This window comes from Bacillus sp. mrc49 (genome assembly GCF_002803435.1).
Genome location: NZ_PHNG01000709.1, coordinates 326363 through 342724, shown reverse-complemented (window position 1 = coordinate 342724; position 16362 = coordinate 326363). Strand labels below are relative to the sequence as shown.

Annotated in this window: 12 protein-coding genes; 10 read left to right on the top strand and 2 right to left on the bottom strand. The window is 44.4% G+C overall.

What is annotated here, in order from left to right; all coding sequences use genetic code 11:
• The first annotated feature begins 42 nt into the window (after positions 1 to 42).
• The 3 genes from CVN76_RS18720 to CVN76_RS18710 all read left to right on the top strand — a co-directional run bounded on the left by CVN76_RS18720 (position 43) and on the right by CVN76_RS18710 (position 5521).
• Positions 43 to 471, top strand: a complete 429-nt coding sequence (locus tag CVN76_RS18720; protein ID WP_061141687.1) for a DUF2621 domain-containing protein — start codon at positions 43 to 45, stop codon at positions 469 to 471.
• 776 nt (positions 472 to 1247) lie between these two features.
• Entirely contained in the window at positions 1248 to 2393 is a 1146-nt protein-coding gene (locus tag CVN76_RS18715) for an exonuclease SbcCD subunit D (protein WP_100532530.1), read from the top strand.
• A complete protein-coding gene (locus tag CVN76_RS18710) occupies positions 2390 to 5521 on the top strand; it encodes an AAA family ATPase (protein WP_100532529.1) in 3132 nt (1043 codons plus the stop codon). The genes CVN76_RS18715 and CVN76_RS18710 overlap by 4 nt, the downstream gene beginning before the upstream one ends.
• Positions 5522 to 5593: 72 nt before the next feature.
• On the opposite strand, the gene CVN76_RS18705 is transcribed toward CVN76_RS18710, so the two are convergent.
• Positions 5594 to 6001, bottom strand: a complete 408-nt coding sequence (locus CVN76_RS18705; protein WP_061141684.1) for an Hsp20/alpha crystallin family protein — start codon at positions 5999 to 6001, stop codon at positions 5594 to 5596.
• Between the two features lie 479 nt (positions 6002 to 6480).
• On the opposite strand from CVN76_RS18705, the gene CVN76_RS18695 reads away from it, so the two are divergent.
• From CVN76_RS18695 to CVN76_RS18665, 7 genes are all read left to right on the top strand, one after another.
• Positions 6481 to 8031: a long-chain-fatty-acid--CoA ligase gene (locus CVN76_RS18695; RefSeq protein ID WP_232732323.1), complete on the top strand. Its 1551-nt coding sequence runs from the start codon at positions 6481 to 6483 to the stop codon at positions 8029 to 8031.
• Between the two features lie 95 nt (positions 8032 to 8126).
• Positions 8127 to 9404, top strand: a complete 1278-nt coding sequence (locus CVN76_RS18690; protein WP_100532527.1) for an MFS transporter — start codon at positions 8127 to 8129, stop codon at positions 9402 to 9404.
• Positions 9405 to 9470: 66 nt separating this feature from the next.
• Positions 9471 to 10643: a thiolase family protein gene (locus CVN76_RS18685; RefSeq protein WP_100532526.1), complete on the top strand. Its 1173-nt coding sequence runs from the start codon at positions 9471 to 9473 to the stop codon at positions 10641 to 10643.
• Positions 10644 to 10699: 56 nt separating this feature from the next.
• The gene (locus CVN76_RS18680) at positions 10700 to 11848 is read left to right on the top strand and encodes an acyl-CoA dehydrogenase family protein (RefSeq protein ID WP_100532525.1); all 1149 of its coding nucleotides are present in this window, start codon (positions 10700 to 10702) and stop codon (positions 11846 to 11848) included.
• 85 nt (positions 11849 to 11933) lie between these two features.
• On the top strand, positions 11934 to 13118 hold the full coding sequence (locus CVN76_RS18675) for a thiolase family protein (protein WP_100532524.1): 1185 nt from the start codon (positions 11934 to 11936) through the stop codon (positions 13116 to 13118).
• A gap of 74 nt (positions 13119 to 13192) precedes the next feature.
• Complete coding sequence (locus CVN76_RS18670) at positions 13193 to 13597, top strand: PaaI family thioesterase (RefSeq protein ID WP_100532523.1); 405 nt, start codon at positions 13193 to 13195, stop codon at positions 13595 to 13597.
• 73 nt (positions 13598 to 13670) lie between these two features.
• Positions 13671 to 15266 carry a long-chain-fatty-acid--CoA ligase gene (locus tag CVN76_RS18665; protein ID WP_100532522.1) on the top strand — a complete coding sequence of 532 codons (1596 nt, stop codon included), beginning with the start codon at positions 13671 to 13673 and terminating at the stop codon, positions 15264 to 15266.
• 88 nt (positions 15267 to 15354) lie between these two features.
• Here the strand turns inward: CVN76_RS18665 and CVN76_RS18660 are convergent, their stop codons facing one another.
• Positions 15355 to 16134 (bottom strand): hypothetical protein, encoded by a 780-nt coding sequence (locus CVN76_RS18660; protein ID WP_100532521.1) that lies wholly within the window; start codon positions 16132 to 16134, stop codon positions 15355 to 15357.
• Positions 16135 to 16362: the final 228 nt, after the last annotated feature.

The following is a 16362-nucleotide window of genomic DNA, read 5'->3' as shown; positions in this document are numbered from 1 at the left end:
TCTATAATGATAGTGACGATTCTATACATATGGGGTGATACTTTGCTAAGTGGCTGGTTTTTATGGTTTATTCTATTTTGGGTAGTCCTTTTAATCATATTGATGAGCATTGGCGGCTTTTTCATGTTTCGAAAGTTCCTGAAAAGATTTCCTAAAGAAGACGGAAAGTCGGATATGGATTGGGAAGAATACTATTTGGATCAAACCAAGCACTTATGGACAAAGCAGCAAAAGGATTTGCTTGAAGATTTAGTGAGCCCTGTACCGGAACTTTTTCGGGATGTTGCCCGGCATAAGATTGCCGGGAAAATCGGTGAATTGGCCATAAAGGAAAAAGCGGGGGATATTACCGAGGACCTGGTGATACGAGGATATATCATCGCGACACCAAAGCGTGATCACAAGTTCTTACAAAAAAAATTGGCTGAACGAGAAGTGAATATGAGTCCATATGAACATTTATTCAGTTAAGGAGAATAAGGACCGGCTGCAGGCAAACTCGAACTGCCCGATATATGTTAGACACCAGACTCACATGTACCGGGTTTTTTTATGGCTAATTCAATTAGGGCCGACCAACAAATAATTTAAAAGAAAAATTTTAGTCAAATAAATAATGAAACTTAAAGTTTCCTACTTAACAACTAATGTTATTGAAGAAATACAAAACATAATGAATATTTTTAATATGAAATGTTATTAAAGTATTGAGGTTTGAGGTAATTTCGCAGATAAAAAGGCAGTTTTGGTAGATAAATCACAAAATTGGCAGATGATTTTTCCATAGAGTTTTTGTTCGGAGCATTTTATGATTTTTCTAGGGTATTCCTCCAATACTTATCCGCATTAATTAATACGTGCGTCTCTCCGCAGTAATGAGCTACCATGAAGAACGAGTTCCGAACGGAGTATAGAAAAAATGTAAAGTGAAAAATGAGCTTGGAGATACATTCCAAGTTCATTTTAATATGAAAACATGGATAACTATTTCTAAGTCTTAATGTCTCTGCGATTTCCTAAGTTCAAGAAAAACTTGATAAAATAAGCATCAGCTTCTTACTTTACATATTTTTTACTTAACTGAACAATCAACAAGGGTTTCGGGTTTTCTCATTCCGAAACTCTTCTTTGTTCTGTACAGCAGATTCGAAAGAATGGTAAAAATTAGAACGTTTGTGCCCAATCCATGCTATTCTATGAATTTTTGCTATAATAATAGTAAGTAAAAATGAGGACGGAGTGAAACTATGAAATTTATTCATACGGCTGATTGGCATTTAGGGAAAATTGTTCACGGTGTACATATGACAGAGGATCAAAGGTATGCACTGCTGCAATTCATAAATATAGTCGAGGAGGAAAAACCGGATGCGGTCGTGGTTGCCGGGGACTTATATGATCGTTCGGTCCCGCCGATTGAAGCAGTGGAGCTTCTTGATGAAATCCTTTGTACGATCAATGTGAAAATGAACATTCCGATCGTTGCTATATCAGGAAACCATGATTCGGCACAACGGCTCTCCTTCGGTTCATCATGGTATCGCCATAGCCAGTTATACATTCAGGGAAAATTGACGAATACATGTGAGCCGGTTCGCATCAAGGGTGTGAATTTTTATTGCGTCCCGTATGCTGAACCTGGGACGGTCCGCCATCTTTTTGAAGATGATAGCATCCATTCCCATCAAGACGCCATGAAGCGGATAACCGGCAAGATCGCGGAGAACCTCAATCAGGATGAACCGAATGTCTTTGTCGGACATGCGTTTGTTTTAGGCGGCAAAACGAGTGATTCCGAGCGTGTTTTGTCAGTAGGCGGTTCAGGCTGTGTTACCTCGGACCTATTCGATGCTTTCGATTATACGGCGCTTGGTCATCTGCATAGTCCGGATGCCATTCGTCACCCTAAAGTGTTTTACTCCGGATCGCTGCTGAAGTATTCATTCTCTGAGGCCAAGCAAAAAAAATCGCTTTCCGTCGTCGATATGAAAGAGGATGGGAGCTTTGAACTAAGCTATCGATCGTTGGAGCCTAAGCTTGATATGAGGGAAATAGCAGGAACGATGGAGGAACTGCTCGATCCTGCCTTTTATCAATTGCAAAAACAGGATGACTACTTAAAAATAACCTTGAATGATGAGGGCTCGCTCATCGATCCGATCAATCGCTTACGCCAAATATACCCGAATGTACTTCACCTTGAGCGAAAATGGGATTTGACCGATCTGAGAAGAAAAAAAGCCTTCTCCGCTATCAAGGATGAACAGAAATCGGAACTGGATTTGTTTGAATCGTTTTACCAAGAAATGACAGATCGTAATTTTGATTCCCAAAAACAAGATTTGATGGTGTCGGTAATCGAAGCGGTTAAGAAAGAGGAGGCCTTGAAATGAGACCACATATTTTAACGATGCAGGCATTCGGTCCTTATGCAGGAAGGGAAATCATTGATTTCAATTCCCTTGGGGAGCGGACGATGTTTGTCATTTCTGGTAAGACAGGTGCAGGAAAAACAACCATATTTGATGGGATTAGCTTTGCGATATATGGAAAGGCAAGCGGAGAGGACCGCAGCGGTCAAGATTTGCGGAGCCAGTTTGCCGAAGATGATATGTTGACGGAAGTCTCGCTGCAATTCACCTTGCGCGGAAAAACCTATTTAGTGATTCGGTCACCACAGCAGGAACGGAAGAAAAAGGCTGGCGAAGGAACGACAACAGTAGGAGCGAAAGCCGAATTATATGAATTATTGGCTGATGGAAAGAAATTGCTAGGAGCAAATGTTCGTGAGGTGGAAGACAAAATCAAGTCACTCGTTGGGCTTGATGCCAACCAATTTCGGCAAATCCTGATGATACCGCAAAATGAATTCCGCAAACTGTTAACTTCCGATAGCAAGGATAAGGAACAGATTCTTCAGAAGTTATTTCATACAGAACTTTATAAACGGATAGAAGAAAAATTAAAAGAAGAAGCATCCGTCCTTAAGCGGAAAAGTGAAAAAAGCGCGCAGCGGCGAATCGAATTGATGAAGGCGATCAAAGCTGGCAATCATGAAGAATTGCAGGAACGACTGCAAGCTGAAGAGCCTAACGAACAGCAAGTCCTTCCCCTTTTACAAGATGTCATATCGGTCGCCAGTGAAACAGGTAACAAGCTCAAAGAACAAATCGAGGAAAAGCAGAAGGCTCGAGATCAAGTGAATCAAGAGCTTTCTAAAGCGGCCGATTTGCTGAATCGGTTTTCGGACAAAGAGAAATTGCGAAAAGAGAAGGCGGACCTAGAATCGAGGCAGCCTGAAATGGAAGTAGTGAAGCAGCGAATTAAAATGGCACAAAAAGCGGCATCTCTTGAAAAGCAGGAACGATATTATTTACGAATTGGCAAGCAAGTGCAAGATGCGAACGAGGAACTGCAAAAGCTAGGCGAGCAAGCGGAGAAGCTGCAAGCGGACCGTAAGGAGAAGCAGGATACCTTTGATAGGGAAATGCTGAAGGAAAATGAAAGGGAGCAGGCAATACGAAATGTGCATCAACTAGAGCAGCTAAAAGAGGCTGTCATGAGTTTTGCCAGTTTGACAGCCCAAGTTACTTTGGATGAAAAAGAGTGGCGGAATAGTAAAGAGCTTCGTGAAAAAAATGTGGCCCAGTATCAGCAAGTCGAAAACGACGCAGAGAAGGCAGCAGTTGAAAAAAGCGAAGCCGAAAAAGCGGCGGTCCTTCATCGGGAGCAGGAAATGGAAGCAGAAAAACTGAATCGATCGTTAATGAAAATGAAAAAGCTTCAAGAATCCTTCTCCGAGATACAATATATGAAGCAGGATATGGATGATAAGAATAAACGGTTCCAAGAGAGTATAAGAATGCAAATTTCGGAGCAGGAGAAACTGGAGGCACTCAATCATAAGTGGCGTTCAGGTCAAGCTGGCAAGCTTGCTTCCTTACTGCACCCTGGGGAGAATTGTCCTGTGTGCGGCTCGGAAAGCCATCCAAAACCAGCACGGATGCATGAGGACATGCCGACGGATTTGGAACTGAAAGAGCAAGATAACAAGCTGAAAATGGCAGAGCAGCAAAAAGGCCAAGCGGAAAGCGAATATTACCGGTCCCAATCCAAATATGATGCCCTGGCCGCCTCTTCTCAGGAAAAATTACGGGACCTGCAAGCTGACATGCCGCAATTCAATCCTGAAGATATCGAATTACATTTGAAGCAATTCACAGAAAAAGGCGAAGCGCTCCATGCGCAATTAATGGAAACGATGCGGAAAAAAGCGGCAGTTACTGAATTGGAAAGAGTGATGCTGGCATTAAAAGAGAAGGCCTCCAGGCTTAAAGAGAATTTGACCGCCTTGGAAAGAAACGAAGACCAAGGTAAAACCAGATATATTGAAAGCTCCACGAAATTAGCGGGCTTAACGGATTCCCTTCCAGAAGGAATCCGGACTGAGGCCGAATATGCTGCTGCTTATCAAATTGCCGTGAAAACACAGAAACAATTACAAAATGCCTTGGAAGAAGCACAGAAAAACCTTCAAATGGTGAAGGAAAAAGAATCGGTCATCCAGGCAAAGAAAGAGTCCAGAAGCGGAAATATCGAGGCGTTAAACGAAGAATTGAAAGCGGAACGGGAAAAGTTCATAGCGGATATGACCCATCAAGGTTTTTCCAACTATAAAGAATATACCGCAGCGAAAAAATCGGAAGCGGCTCTCGGAAACTTGGAAGAGCAAGTCCAGCAGTATAATCAAGATTGGCAAAGTGTTTTAAGTTTATTCCATGATCTGGAGATGAAATTAAAAGATGTCGTCAAACCGGATATGGAAGGATTGCAGAAGACCTTTGAATTCATAAATGAAGAATTGGAGTCCATGCGCCAAAGTCTAAACCAATTACTTGCGGAAAAACAGACGAATGAAGAAATCGAGAGTAAATTGGCACAAATCAGGGAAGATCAGAAAAGCCTCGATGAAAGGTACAGTATCGTTGGCCATCTATCAGAAATTTCCAAAGGCCAAAACTCCTTCCGAATCACGTTTGAACGGTATGTATTGGCAGCCTTTTTAGATGACATCTTAAAAGAAGCCAATTCAAGATTGCTGAAAATGACCAGCGGCCGGTACCAGCTGCTGCGAAAGCTGGATCCAACACGCAGAAACATCCAAAGCGGGCTGGAATTATCTGTATACGACCAATATACAGGACAGGAAAGGCATGTCAAAACCCTTTCGGGAGGAGAGAGCTTCAAGGCGTCACTTGCTCTCGCTTTAGGTCTTGCGGATGTCGTCCAGCAGAATGCAGGCGGTATATCGCTTGAGACGATGTTCATCGATGAAGGGTTCGGTACGCTCGATCCTGAATCATTGGAGCAGGCGATTGAAGCGTTGATGGAGATACAAAGCACGGGAAGGTTAGTGGGTATCATATCGCACGTTCCGGAATTGAAGGAAAGGATCGATGCCCAGCTCCAAGTCATTTCGACGCAAAAGGGGAGCCGGACGGCCTTTCACTTTGCTGGATAATTCAAGTGAAAAAGAATGGCCTGGGAGCAAAGATGCTCTCAAGGCCATTCTTTTTTTGTTATGATGAACGAACTACTCAATATTAATATCCTCTGCTTTTTTTCCGGGGGAAAACTTATGGATGCGAATCACCAAAATGGGATTCGAGAATTCAGCGGTAATCCTGCGTGTGCAAATCGAAAAGGGGAAGGGAATATTTCTCTGTGTGGGAATTGTATCCGCTTTATTATCAATAAAAGGCTTATGAGCTTCGTCAACGATGATCGATAGCTCATTATCGCTCAGGCACACCTTAATATCCTCGACATCATGATTTTCCAAAACCGCCTCCACCATATACTCATCGTCACTTTCGTATATATCAATTGAAAAAAGCTGATGATCCAACGCACAAGTTTCCGGATCCAGAAAAAACTTTTTCACCCATTCATCAAACTTTTCAACTTCATTCTTTTGCGATCCATGTTGATAGTCTTGCATTATTGATACCCCCGGTTTTCCTTTGTATGTATTATATGTCCGAAGGATGAAGAATGGTGAATGGAAAAGTGAAAATGATTACATGAAAAATCAATCAATTCAATGCCGCTGTATTCATGAGAAGGAATTATGATTGAAAGAAAATTTGAACGTTAAAGAGTGATAAATCAGATGGTTTAAGTTTTAAAAAAGAATAATAAGTAGCAGATATTTTTCCTGTTAGTGATAATTCAATAATGAATTATTTGATTATTGATGAATCCCTTGCAGTGAAGCATTTAAGAGGATCCAAATTCAATAATGAATTAATGTTTTATCAGTTTATGCTACAAATGCCCGGCTCTGACTTGGCATGCAAGTTGCATGATAAATACGTATTAAACAGGCACGATGGGAAATTCGTATATATGGAGGGATGAAGGGTGCGAAATACGATAAGTCGACCTTGGGAGCAATGGTATGAGGGAAGGATGAAAACTATGAAGCTACCGGAAATATCCGTCTATTCCTTGCTTGATAGGGCAGCAAGAAAGTTTCCTCACCATACTGCAATCATTTATGAAGACCAGACGCTGGATTATCTCAATCTTAAAATGCAGGTCGACAAGCTTGCAGGAAAATGGAGGGAAATGGGTCTTGCAAAAGGAGAAAGAATTGGCCTGATGATGGCCAACCATCCTTATTTCATCATCAGTTATTATGCCGCCCAGGCTCTTGGCCTGATCGTCGTGCAGACGAATCCCCTGTATACTCCAAGGGAACTATTGCAAATCCTGCTGGACTCTGGTGCTAAATATATTGTATTTGATGAAACCGCAGCCAGTACGGTAGAGGAAACGAAAGCGATATATGAGTTTGCCTTCTGCATGAAGGCAGGAGCTGATCAAAATGGGACATGCTCGCTTCAAGCCATGATTGAATCCGGGGAGGCCATTCAGGCGGCTGAAAGCATCAGCCCATTTGATGATATTGCGGTCATTCAATATACAGGGGGTACCACCGGGAAGATGAAGGGAGCCATGCTGACGCACCATAATTTGACCTCCAATGTCATCCAGAGCTATGAAATGTATGGAGATTCCATGAATCCAGGAAAAGAGATCGTTTTGGCCGCTACACCACTCTACCATGTTTATGCGATGACAAGTGCGATGAATCTGGGAATCTATGTAGGGGCTGCCATTCTATTATTTCCAAAATTCGATCTCCCGCATGTTCTGGCAAACATCAAAAAATATCGCCCGACCTTTTTTCCAGGAGTTCCAAAGATGTATAATGCGTTCGTCAACCATCCCGAAATCGAAGAATATGGACTGGATTGTTTAAAAAGCTGCTCTTGCGGCTCAGCCCCCCTTCCTATCGAGGTGATTAAGCGGTTCGAGGTGCTGACTGGTGCTCATATTGGAGAGGGATTCGGTTTATCGGAAGCATCGCCCTCGACCCACCGCAATCCTCCTTTTGGAAAAAGGAAAGTTGGCAGCGTAGGCATCCCATTTCCAGGTACGGATTGCATGATCATTGACGACGATAATAATGAAGTTCCCAACACAAGTGTCGGTGAATTGCTCATAAGAGGTCCGCAAATCATGAAGGGATACTGGAATAACGAGGCCGAAACAAAAAAAGCTTTACAGAATGGCTGGCTGTACACGGGTGACCTTGCCGTCATGGATGATGAAGGATATTTCTATATAGTCGGCCGGAAAAAAGAAATGATCATCGTGGGCGGATTCAACATTTATCCGCAAGAGGTGGAAGGGGTTTTGTATGAACATCCAGCGATCAAGGAAGCTGCTGTGGTGGGCATCCCTCATAAAGAAAAAGGCGAAGTCGTAAAAGCATTCATTGTCCCTAAAGAAAGCGTTTCCATTGACCTTGAAGAAATAGAAGGATATTGCTATTCCCAGCTGACACCGTACAAGGTGCCGAAAGTGTTTGAAGTAAGAAATGAACTGCCGCGAAACACGGTCGGTAAGCTATTGAAAAGATTATTAGTAAAAGAGGAGCTTGAAAGGGAAGGGGAAAATTGATTGAGGGACGAAGCGGCGTTAGACACACGTCATTCCAACCCATTTGTTAGGGAAATGCGGGTTTGTGAAGATAGATTCAAGAGGGAGGGATTGTTATGCGTTGGGTTGTTCTCATTCTATTATTCTTTGGTGCCGTCATTAATTTTGCGGATAAATCGATTGTAGGACTTGCAGCTGTTCCCATCATGAAGGAATTCGATCTTTCTTATGCGGAGTGGGGCCTTGTCGGCAGCAGTTATTACTGGCTCTATCCCGTAACGGGGATTTTTGGAGCAGCATGGGCTGATCGACTTGGGGCCAAAAAAGTGCTTGGATTCATCATGTTGACCTGGACTGTGCTGCAATTCGGCGTATTGGCCATCGCTGCGCTGCCATTTCTGATTCTTTACAGGATTTTATTGGGCGCATTTGAAGGGCCTTACAGTCCAATTGCATACAGCCATGCCGACAAGTGGTTTCCCCCGAAGCTAAAAGGCTTTGCCAATTCAGTGGTTGTCGGCGGGGGAACGGTCGGTGCGATGATCGTGGCGCCGATCCTTGTTTCCTTAATTACGATATTCGGATGGAAGGCTGCCTTTGCTACGCTTGGTGCAGCAAGCCTTGTTTGGTTCTTCCTTTTTCAATTTTTAACAAAGGAAAACCCAGTCGAAGTCCATGAGCAGGTGCAAAAGAAACAGAAAGCAAAGCTGGAAAAAATCAAATGGAAGGACTTCTTGGTGCTACTGGCATCACCTACCGCTTTATTCACCACACTCGCCTATTTTTCCACTTATATTTTAGTCGTTTGGTTTTCGGTTTGGCTCCCGATTTATTTAGTGGAAGCCGTAAAAATGACTCCAGGCCAAATGGGATCAAGCGTAGCAATAATCGGAGTCGTTTCCGTATGCATTTATATGGGGGTATCGATGATTTCCGATCATTTATTTAAGAAGAATCAAAACTGGCGATCGTCAAGGGTGTACGTCGTTGCGGGATCGATGATTCTGGGGGCCTTGTTTTTTGCCTCCATCATGGTTTTTCAAAATCCAATCTGGGTGATAGGCGCCATGTGTTTAGCGAAAGGACTGACCTATGCCATTTTGCCGATCGGGCCAACGATCATGATCAATGAAATGCAAGAGCGGGGTGGGTTGATGACGAGCATCCTGACCTCATCAGGTAACATAGCAGGCATCATTGCCCCTCTTGTAACAGGGTATATCATAAGTTTGGCCGGAGGTAACCAGCTATTGGGCTATAATCTATCAATTTTGTTCATGGCAACGCTTGTCTTGGTCTTTGGCATCTTATTTGCGATATTCGTAAAACCTGTCAAGTCAACCAGGGATCAAACAAATGAACAAACAGGGGACATGGACCTTAAGTCCTCTTAAGCATGTCGAAGGTGTGGAAAGTTTCATAAGTCCAAGTGTGAAATAAAAAAAGGGAGTGGATGAAAAATGAAGAGAGATGCGGTCATTGTTTCAGCAGTACGTACAGCCATTGGCAAACAGGGCGGTGCACTTGCTTCGGTCCCGGCTCACGTATTTGGGGCGGAAGTGATGAAGGAAGCGATAAACCGGGCGAAGGTAAACCCCGAAATGATAGATGACGTCATCATGGGGAATGTTTTGAGCGGTGGCGGCAACATAGCCAGATTGACAGCATTGGAAACAGGTCTTTCGATACAGCTTCCTGGTTTGACGGTAGACCGGCAGTGCGGTTCCGGGATTAACGCTGTCAATTTGGCAGCACAGGCGATTTCTGCAGGAGAAGGGAACATCTTTATTGCCGGTGGTGTGGAAAGCATGAGCAGGGCGCCTTACTTGATGGATCGACCGGAAAAAGCATATAGCGCAATGCCTCCGCAGTTCAGGAAGTCACAGCTGTCCTCGAAACAAATTGGCGATCCGCCAATGGGCATCACTGCTGAAAACTTAGCTGGAAAATATGAGGTCAGCAGGGAAGAACAAGATGAATTTGCCCTCCAAAGTCAAAAAAAGATGGCCAAAGCCATGGAAGAGGGCCGTTTTGATGAACAAATCATGCCAATGAGCATACCAGGCAGAAAGGGTGAAACACGCGAATTTAAGGTGGATGAACATCCTCGCCCGCAAATAACGAAAGAAGGGCTAGCCAACTTATCACCAGCGTTTTTGGAAGGTGGGTCCGTGACGGCAGGCAATAGTTCGGGATTGAATGATGCCGCTTCTGCATTGGTCATCATGTCGAGGGAAAAAGCGGAAGAGTGGGGGATCAAGCCTCTAGCAACGATCAAAGCACAGGCTGTTGCCGGTGTCGATCCAAATTATATGGGCATCGGCCCTGTTCCCGCGATTAAAAAAGTAATGGAAAAATCGAAGCTCACCCTGGCTGACATGGACATCGTTGAAATTAATGAAGCCTTTGCGGCACAAGTGATTGCCTGCAATAGGGAGCTTAATATGGATGCAGCCAAAATCAATGTGAATGGGGGGGCCATCGCCCACGGACACCCGCTTGGTGCGACAGGGGCCATTCTCATGACAAAGGCGGTTTACGAATTAAAGCGCATATCAGGAAGGTTCGCTCTTATAACGGCATGCATTGGTGGCGGTCAGGGAATTGCAACGATCATTGAGCGCGAAGTCTGATTTGGGAAAAACTAGAAAAAAGTAATTCCAGGAAAAAATCAAAGGAGGAAATAATCATGACAATCACGTTAACCAAGGAAATGCAGCAGATGAAGGACATGATCGGTCATTTCGTCGAAAGGGAAGTGGAGCCATTCGCGATACAGATTGAAGAAGAAGATGCCATTCCCGAGCATTTAGTGGAACAAGCAAAAAACCTTGGTTTATTCGGAATCAGCATTCCCGAACAATACGGCGGAATTGGCTTGAATACAGTGGGCAAGGCTACCGTTTTGGAGCAGTTAGGCAGGACGCATAATGGCTTTGTTTCATTGATCAGCGCTCATACCGGGATAGGCAGTACGGGGCTGGTCAAGCTTGCATCCGAACATTTGAAAGCGAAATACTTGCCTGATATGGCAGCAGGCACAAAGATAGCAGCCTTTGCATTATCTGAGCCCGGAGCAGGTTCGGATGCCACCAATTTGGCTACCAGTGCAGAAAAGAAGGGCGATTGCTGGGTGATGAACGGCACGAAGCATTTCATCACCAACGGGCCAATAGCCGACGTTTTTACCGTATTCGCCTTAACGGATAAGAGTAAAGGGGCCAAAGGCGGGATTACTGCTTTTTTAGTAGAAAGAGATTTTCCTGGATTGACTGTCGGCAAAAAGGACAAAAAAATGGGGCTGAGAGGATCGTATACCTCACAAGTCATATTTGAGGATTGTATCATACCTGAAGAAAATGTTATCGGTGAGGTTGGAATGGGATATATTTCAGCACTGACCATTTTGGGCGAGGGTCGTGTCGGCTTGGCGGCAAGGGCAGTGGGTTCATGCGGGAAGTTGATAGAATTATCGGCTAAGTATGCAAAGGAGCGCATTCAATTCGGCAAACCGATTGCCGACAACCAGGCGATTCAATGGATGCTGGCTGATATGGCGACGGAAACGGAAGCAGCAAGGGCCTTGACGATTATGGCGGCACAAAAAATCGATGAAGGGAAGAAGGTGATCAAGGAAGCATCGATGGCAAAGCTATTCGCTTCTGACGTGTTCAACCGGGTGGCGGATAAAGCGGTCCAAATTCATGGCGGGATGGGCTATATGGCGGAATATCCAGTTGAACGTTTTTACCGTGATGCCCGCATTACGAAAATATATGAAGGAACGAATGAAATTCAGCGTTTGATCATTGCAAGGAATGTGTTGGGAGAGTGTTGACCGCTTAAGCATTGATGAGCGGTATGTGGATGCATGAAATGGCGTGAAGGAAAAAATAGTATGAACTTTGAGGGGGAGATGTGAAGTGAGCGAAGAAATTGTCATCGTGAGTGCTGTTCGAACACCAATCGGCCGCTATGGAGGGGCATTAAAGAATATTAGTTCGGGGCATTTGGCGAGCATCGTTATCAACGAGGCCATTAAACGGGCCAATATAGCAGCTGAACAAGTGGATGAAGTCATTTTCGGGGAGGTAAGGCAAACGACCGAATCCTCGAATGTCGCTAGAGTGGCAGCTCTGCGTTCTGGGATTCCTGAATCTGCACCAGCTTTTACGGTAAACCGTTTATGCGCATCAGGCATGCAGGCTATCGCTTCAGCCGCCCAGCAACTAAGCTCGGGACAAGCCAATATCGTCGTTGCCGGCGGTACGGAAAGCATGAGTCGTGCTCCACTTTATTTAAGAAGTGCCCGATTTGGCGGGGATCGGACCGAACTTGTAGACTCGAATACCGAAGCAGGGCAACAGCCTCAGGAGATGTATGGAAGCAGTTTAGGAATGGGAATAACGGCTGAAAATGTCGCACAGCGATACAACATTTCCAGGGAAGAGCAAGATGCCTTTTCGATTGAAAGCCAACGAAGAGCGGCACAGGCGATCGAAACAGGGAAATTCAAGGAAGAGATCGTTCCTGTCCAGGTAAGTGAGAAAAAGGGGACGGTTACGATAGAAGTGGATGAATATCCTCGTCCGGATACCACAATGGAAAGGCTTGCAGCTTTAAGACCGGCATTCAAGGAAAATGGAACCGTGACGGCAGGAAATGCCTGCGGCCGTAATGACGGGGCTTCGGCATTGGTATTAATGAAAGCCAGTGAGGCAAAACGGTTGCATCTGAAGCCAATCGCGAAAATTGTAGATTGGGCGGCAGCTGGCGTTTCTCCTGAAGTGATGGGGATTGGTCCTGTACCAGCCGTCGGAAAGCTTTTGGAGCGTACCGGTAAAAAGATTGAAGAAATCGGCCTTTTTGAATTGAATGAAGCATTCGCTTCCCAAGCATTGGCGGTCATCAGGGAGCTGGCGCTTGATGAAAGCAAAGTGAATGTAAACGGCGGGGCGATTGCGCTCGGGCATCCAGTTGGATCAACGGGTGCGCGGATCGTTACAACACTCATTCACGAATTGATTCGCAGGAAAGAGAGATACGGAATCTCTACACTTTGTGTCGGCGGGGGACAGGGAATGGCGATCATGGTTGAAACCATATAAGGAGTGGAGATCTGACGTGGTTCTGATCCTATTAAGATAGTATTCGAGTAATTGGAAAAGGAAGGGGGAATAGTGTGTCTGTTGAAGTGGAGGATATTCGCAACCAATTCGAAAGCAGTGCGTTCTTTTCACATATCGGGTTTGAAATCACTCGCTTTGAGGAAGGAAATGTTATGATCAAGTTAAACATTGAAGAGCATTTACTGAATGTTAATGGGACATTGCACGGAGGGATTCACGCTACCATGCTGGATACCATCCTTGGAATGGTGACCCGTTCCGTGACCAGATCAAAAGTGGTGACGACAAGTTTGACCGTACATTATTTGGCGAGCATATCGAGCGGTGAATTGTTTGCAGAAGCGAAAGTCCTGCAAAAAGGGCATAAAATTGCCTTTACTGAAGGAGAGATAAAAGATGTAAACGGTAATATCATTGCAAAGGGAACGGGAATATTCAAAATCATTCGAGATAAATGATGCGAGGATGAACGAGCGGTAAGCAAAACTTAAAGTTACGAGCATTTTAACGACAAGGAAGTGGGAGAGATTGATGAAAACTTGGCAAAGATTTTATCCAGAAGAAACCCCTCCTGAAATTGAGATTCCCTTATTGTCCCTATACGGACTATTGGAGCGCTCTGCCAACCTTTACCCCTCAACCAAAGCCGTCATCGCCGGCGAAAATGAGCTGACTTATTTGGAATTGAAGGATGCAACAGGTTGGTTTGCTATGGATTTATTCGATAGGGGTTTTCAAATGAATGACCGGATAGCCATCATGCTGCCAAATTGTCTGGAATATATCATTGCTTACTATGCGATCCATCGTTTGGGAGGTGTGGTCGTTCAAGTAAATCCCTTGTATCAGCCCAATGAATTAGATGAGATATTGAGTGATTCCGAGGCAAAATGGTTCATTGGACGTGAGGAACAACAGGAGAAGTTGAGGGCGACAAGTTGTTCTGAGTTGGTGACGTTCATTCCTGCCGACACAGTACGGAAGGGTGGACCAGTTCCAACGACACTGGACAAGGAACTACCTGAGATTGCCCTAGATCAAAAGGAAGCGGTGGCCTTGCTGCAATATACCGGGGGAACGACCGGGAAATCCAAGGGAGTCATCCTCACCCACTTTAATTTGATTTCCAACGTCCTTCAAGACTTTTCCTTTACGGCGGAACCTCTCAAACTCCAAAGTCCTGGCGAACGGATGCTTGGATTGACGCCGTTATTCCATGTGTTTGGCAATGGACGATTGAATAGTGCCGTTTATGCAGGCGCGACATATATAACATTGGAAAAATTTGAAATCGATAAAGTGGTCGAGCTGATCCGAAAACATCGGCCAACCATATTTCCAGGTGTTCCGACGATGTATATCGCCTTACTCAATCACCGGGATTTAACGGCAGACGATTTAAGCTGCTTTAAATACTGCAGCTGCGGTTCAGCCCCGCTCCCGATAGAAATCATCCATCAATTCCAAACAGCTTTCAGTATCTCGATATCGGAGGGATTCGGCATGTCCGAAACCTCACCCACCACTCACAGAAACCCTGTTAATGGACAAAAGAAGCCCGGGAGCATTGGGATACCATACCCTAATACCGACGCAAGAATCGTAGATTTGAAAACGGGGACAAAAGGTATGACACCAGGCGAAGCAGGTGAATTGATCATTAAAGGGCCACAGGTCATGAAGGGTTATTGGAAAAATCCAGGGGATACGGCAACAGCTTTGCGGGATGGCTGGCTCTACACCGGCGATATCGCGACGATGGACGAAGAAGGGTATTTTTATATAGTGGGCCGGAAGAAGGATATGATCATTGCAAGCGGCTATAATATCTATCCAACAGAAGTGGAGGACATTATTTACCAGCATCCTGCCGTGAAAGAAACGTGTGTATATGGCGTGCCGGATACATATCGCGGGGAAACGGTTAAAGCGGCTGTAATCATCAAGGAAGGACGAACCGTCTCGGAAGCGGAAATCCGGGAGTTCTGCCGTCAACGCATGGCCCGTTATAAGGTGCCGCGGGAATTTGAGTTCAGGAAACAGCTCCCAAAATCAGCGGTAGGGAAAATATTGCGCCGTATCTTATTGGAAGAAGAAATGCAGCGCCATACAGCAGGTGAAATATGAGTTGCTGTATGGCAGCCGACACGAAAATCAAACAACCGCCAAATAAGAGAACATTCCCTTGTCTGGCGGTTTTATCTTAACTACTAAACTATTTTCCTCTTAAGCGAACTTCAAACGTAGTGCCCTTCATCAATAATTCATGTGATTCACCATCTAATATATCGTCTGTCGTGAATGAAAAGGACGCGAGCTCCCCAATGTTTTCCTCTGGATCGATCAATAAGCCAATTGTGCCTTCCCTCTTTTCGCCTGGTTGGTAATCCGAGCGGCTGACTTTTTTTGTCCCGATGAACGTATCACCGGAGTGGATGAAATTTTTAGTGGGCACATCATATGTAAGGTTACCATTGAAGGTGACATTTTCCATGCTGAAGAACTGGAGCTCCTTCAAATCTTTATTTTCCACGGAATAAGTAATTTCCAGATAAGAAACCTGTTCGTCAATATCCGCTTTGGACCAAGCGGCTTTTTGGTCGATTTCCTCCATGCTTAAATTGTCTTTATAATAGATCGAGTAGGCCTCTTCAAAACTCAAACCGGTATAAGACTCCAGCTCTGTCTCTGCTTCGTCAGTAAGCGAGGATAATTGAACCCTGCGAATATCCTTGATCGTGATCACCATGTGAGCTAATTCAAACGACTTATTAACTGGCTTGGTCTCAAGTAAGGTGAGTGTTCCCCAATTTTTTTGATGGACCTTATCCCCGACTTTTTCAAGGTGAGGTCCGCCAAATTCCTCTACTACAGGGATCTTGGACTTCTCAGTTTTTCTGCTTTCACGTTTTTGCGGTTCATTCTCGCTGCTGGAATTATTGAAGGCCCATACACCTAATGAAACGAGCAATAATCCAGCCAGTGCTGATAGCATCCATCTTTTTCTGATATTTCATCACTCCTTGTCTTAAATCATTGATGTCCCATACTATAATATACCATCCATCCTGTGCAAAACATGAAAAATGTGAGCTATGCATGTAACCGCATATAAAAACGCTTGCCATTGCAAAATAAACCTGTTAATCTATTTTTAAGAATAATCTAAACGTTTACATTTTTATAAACTCTTATAAGAGAATCGTATCTTGATATATCTGGT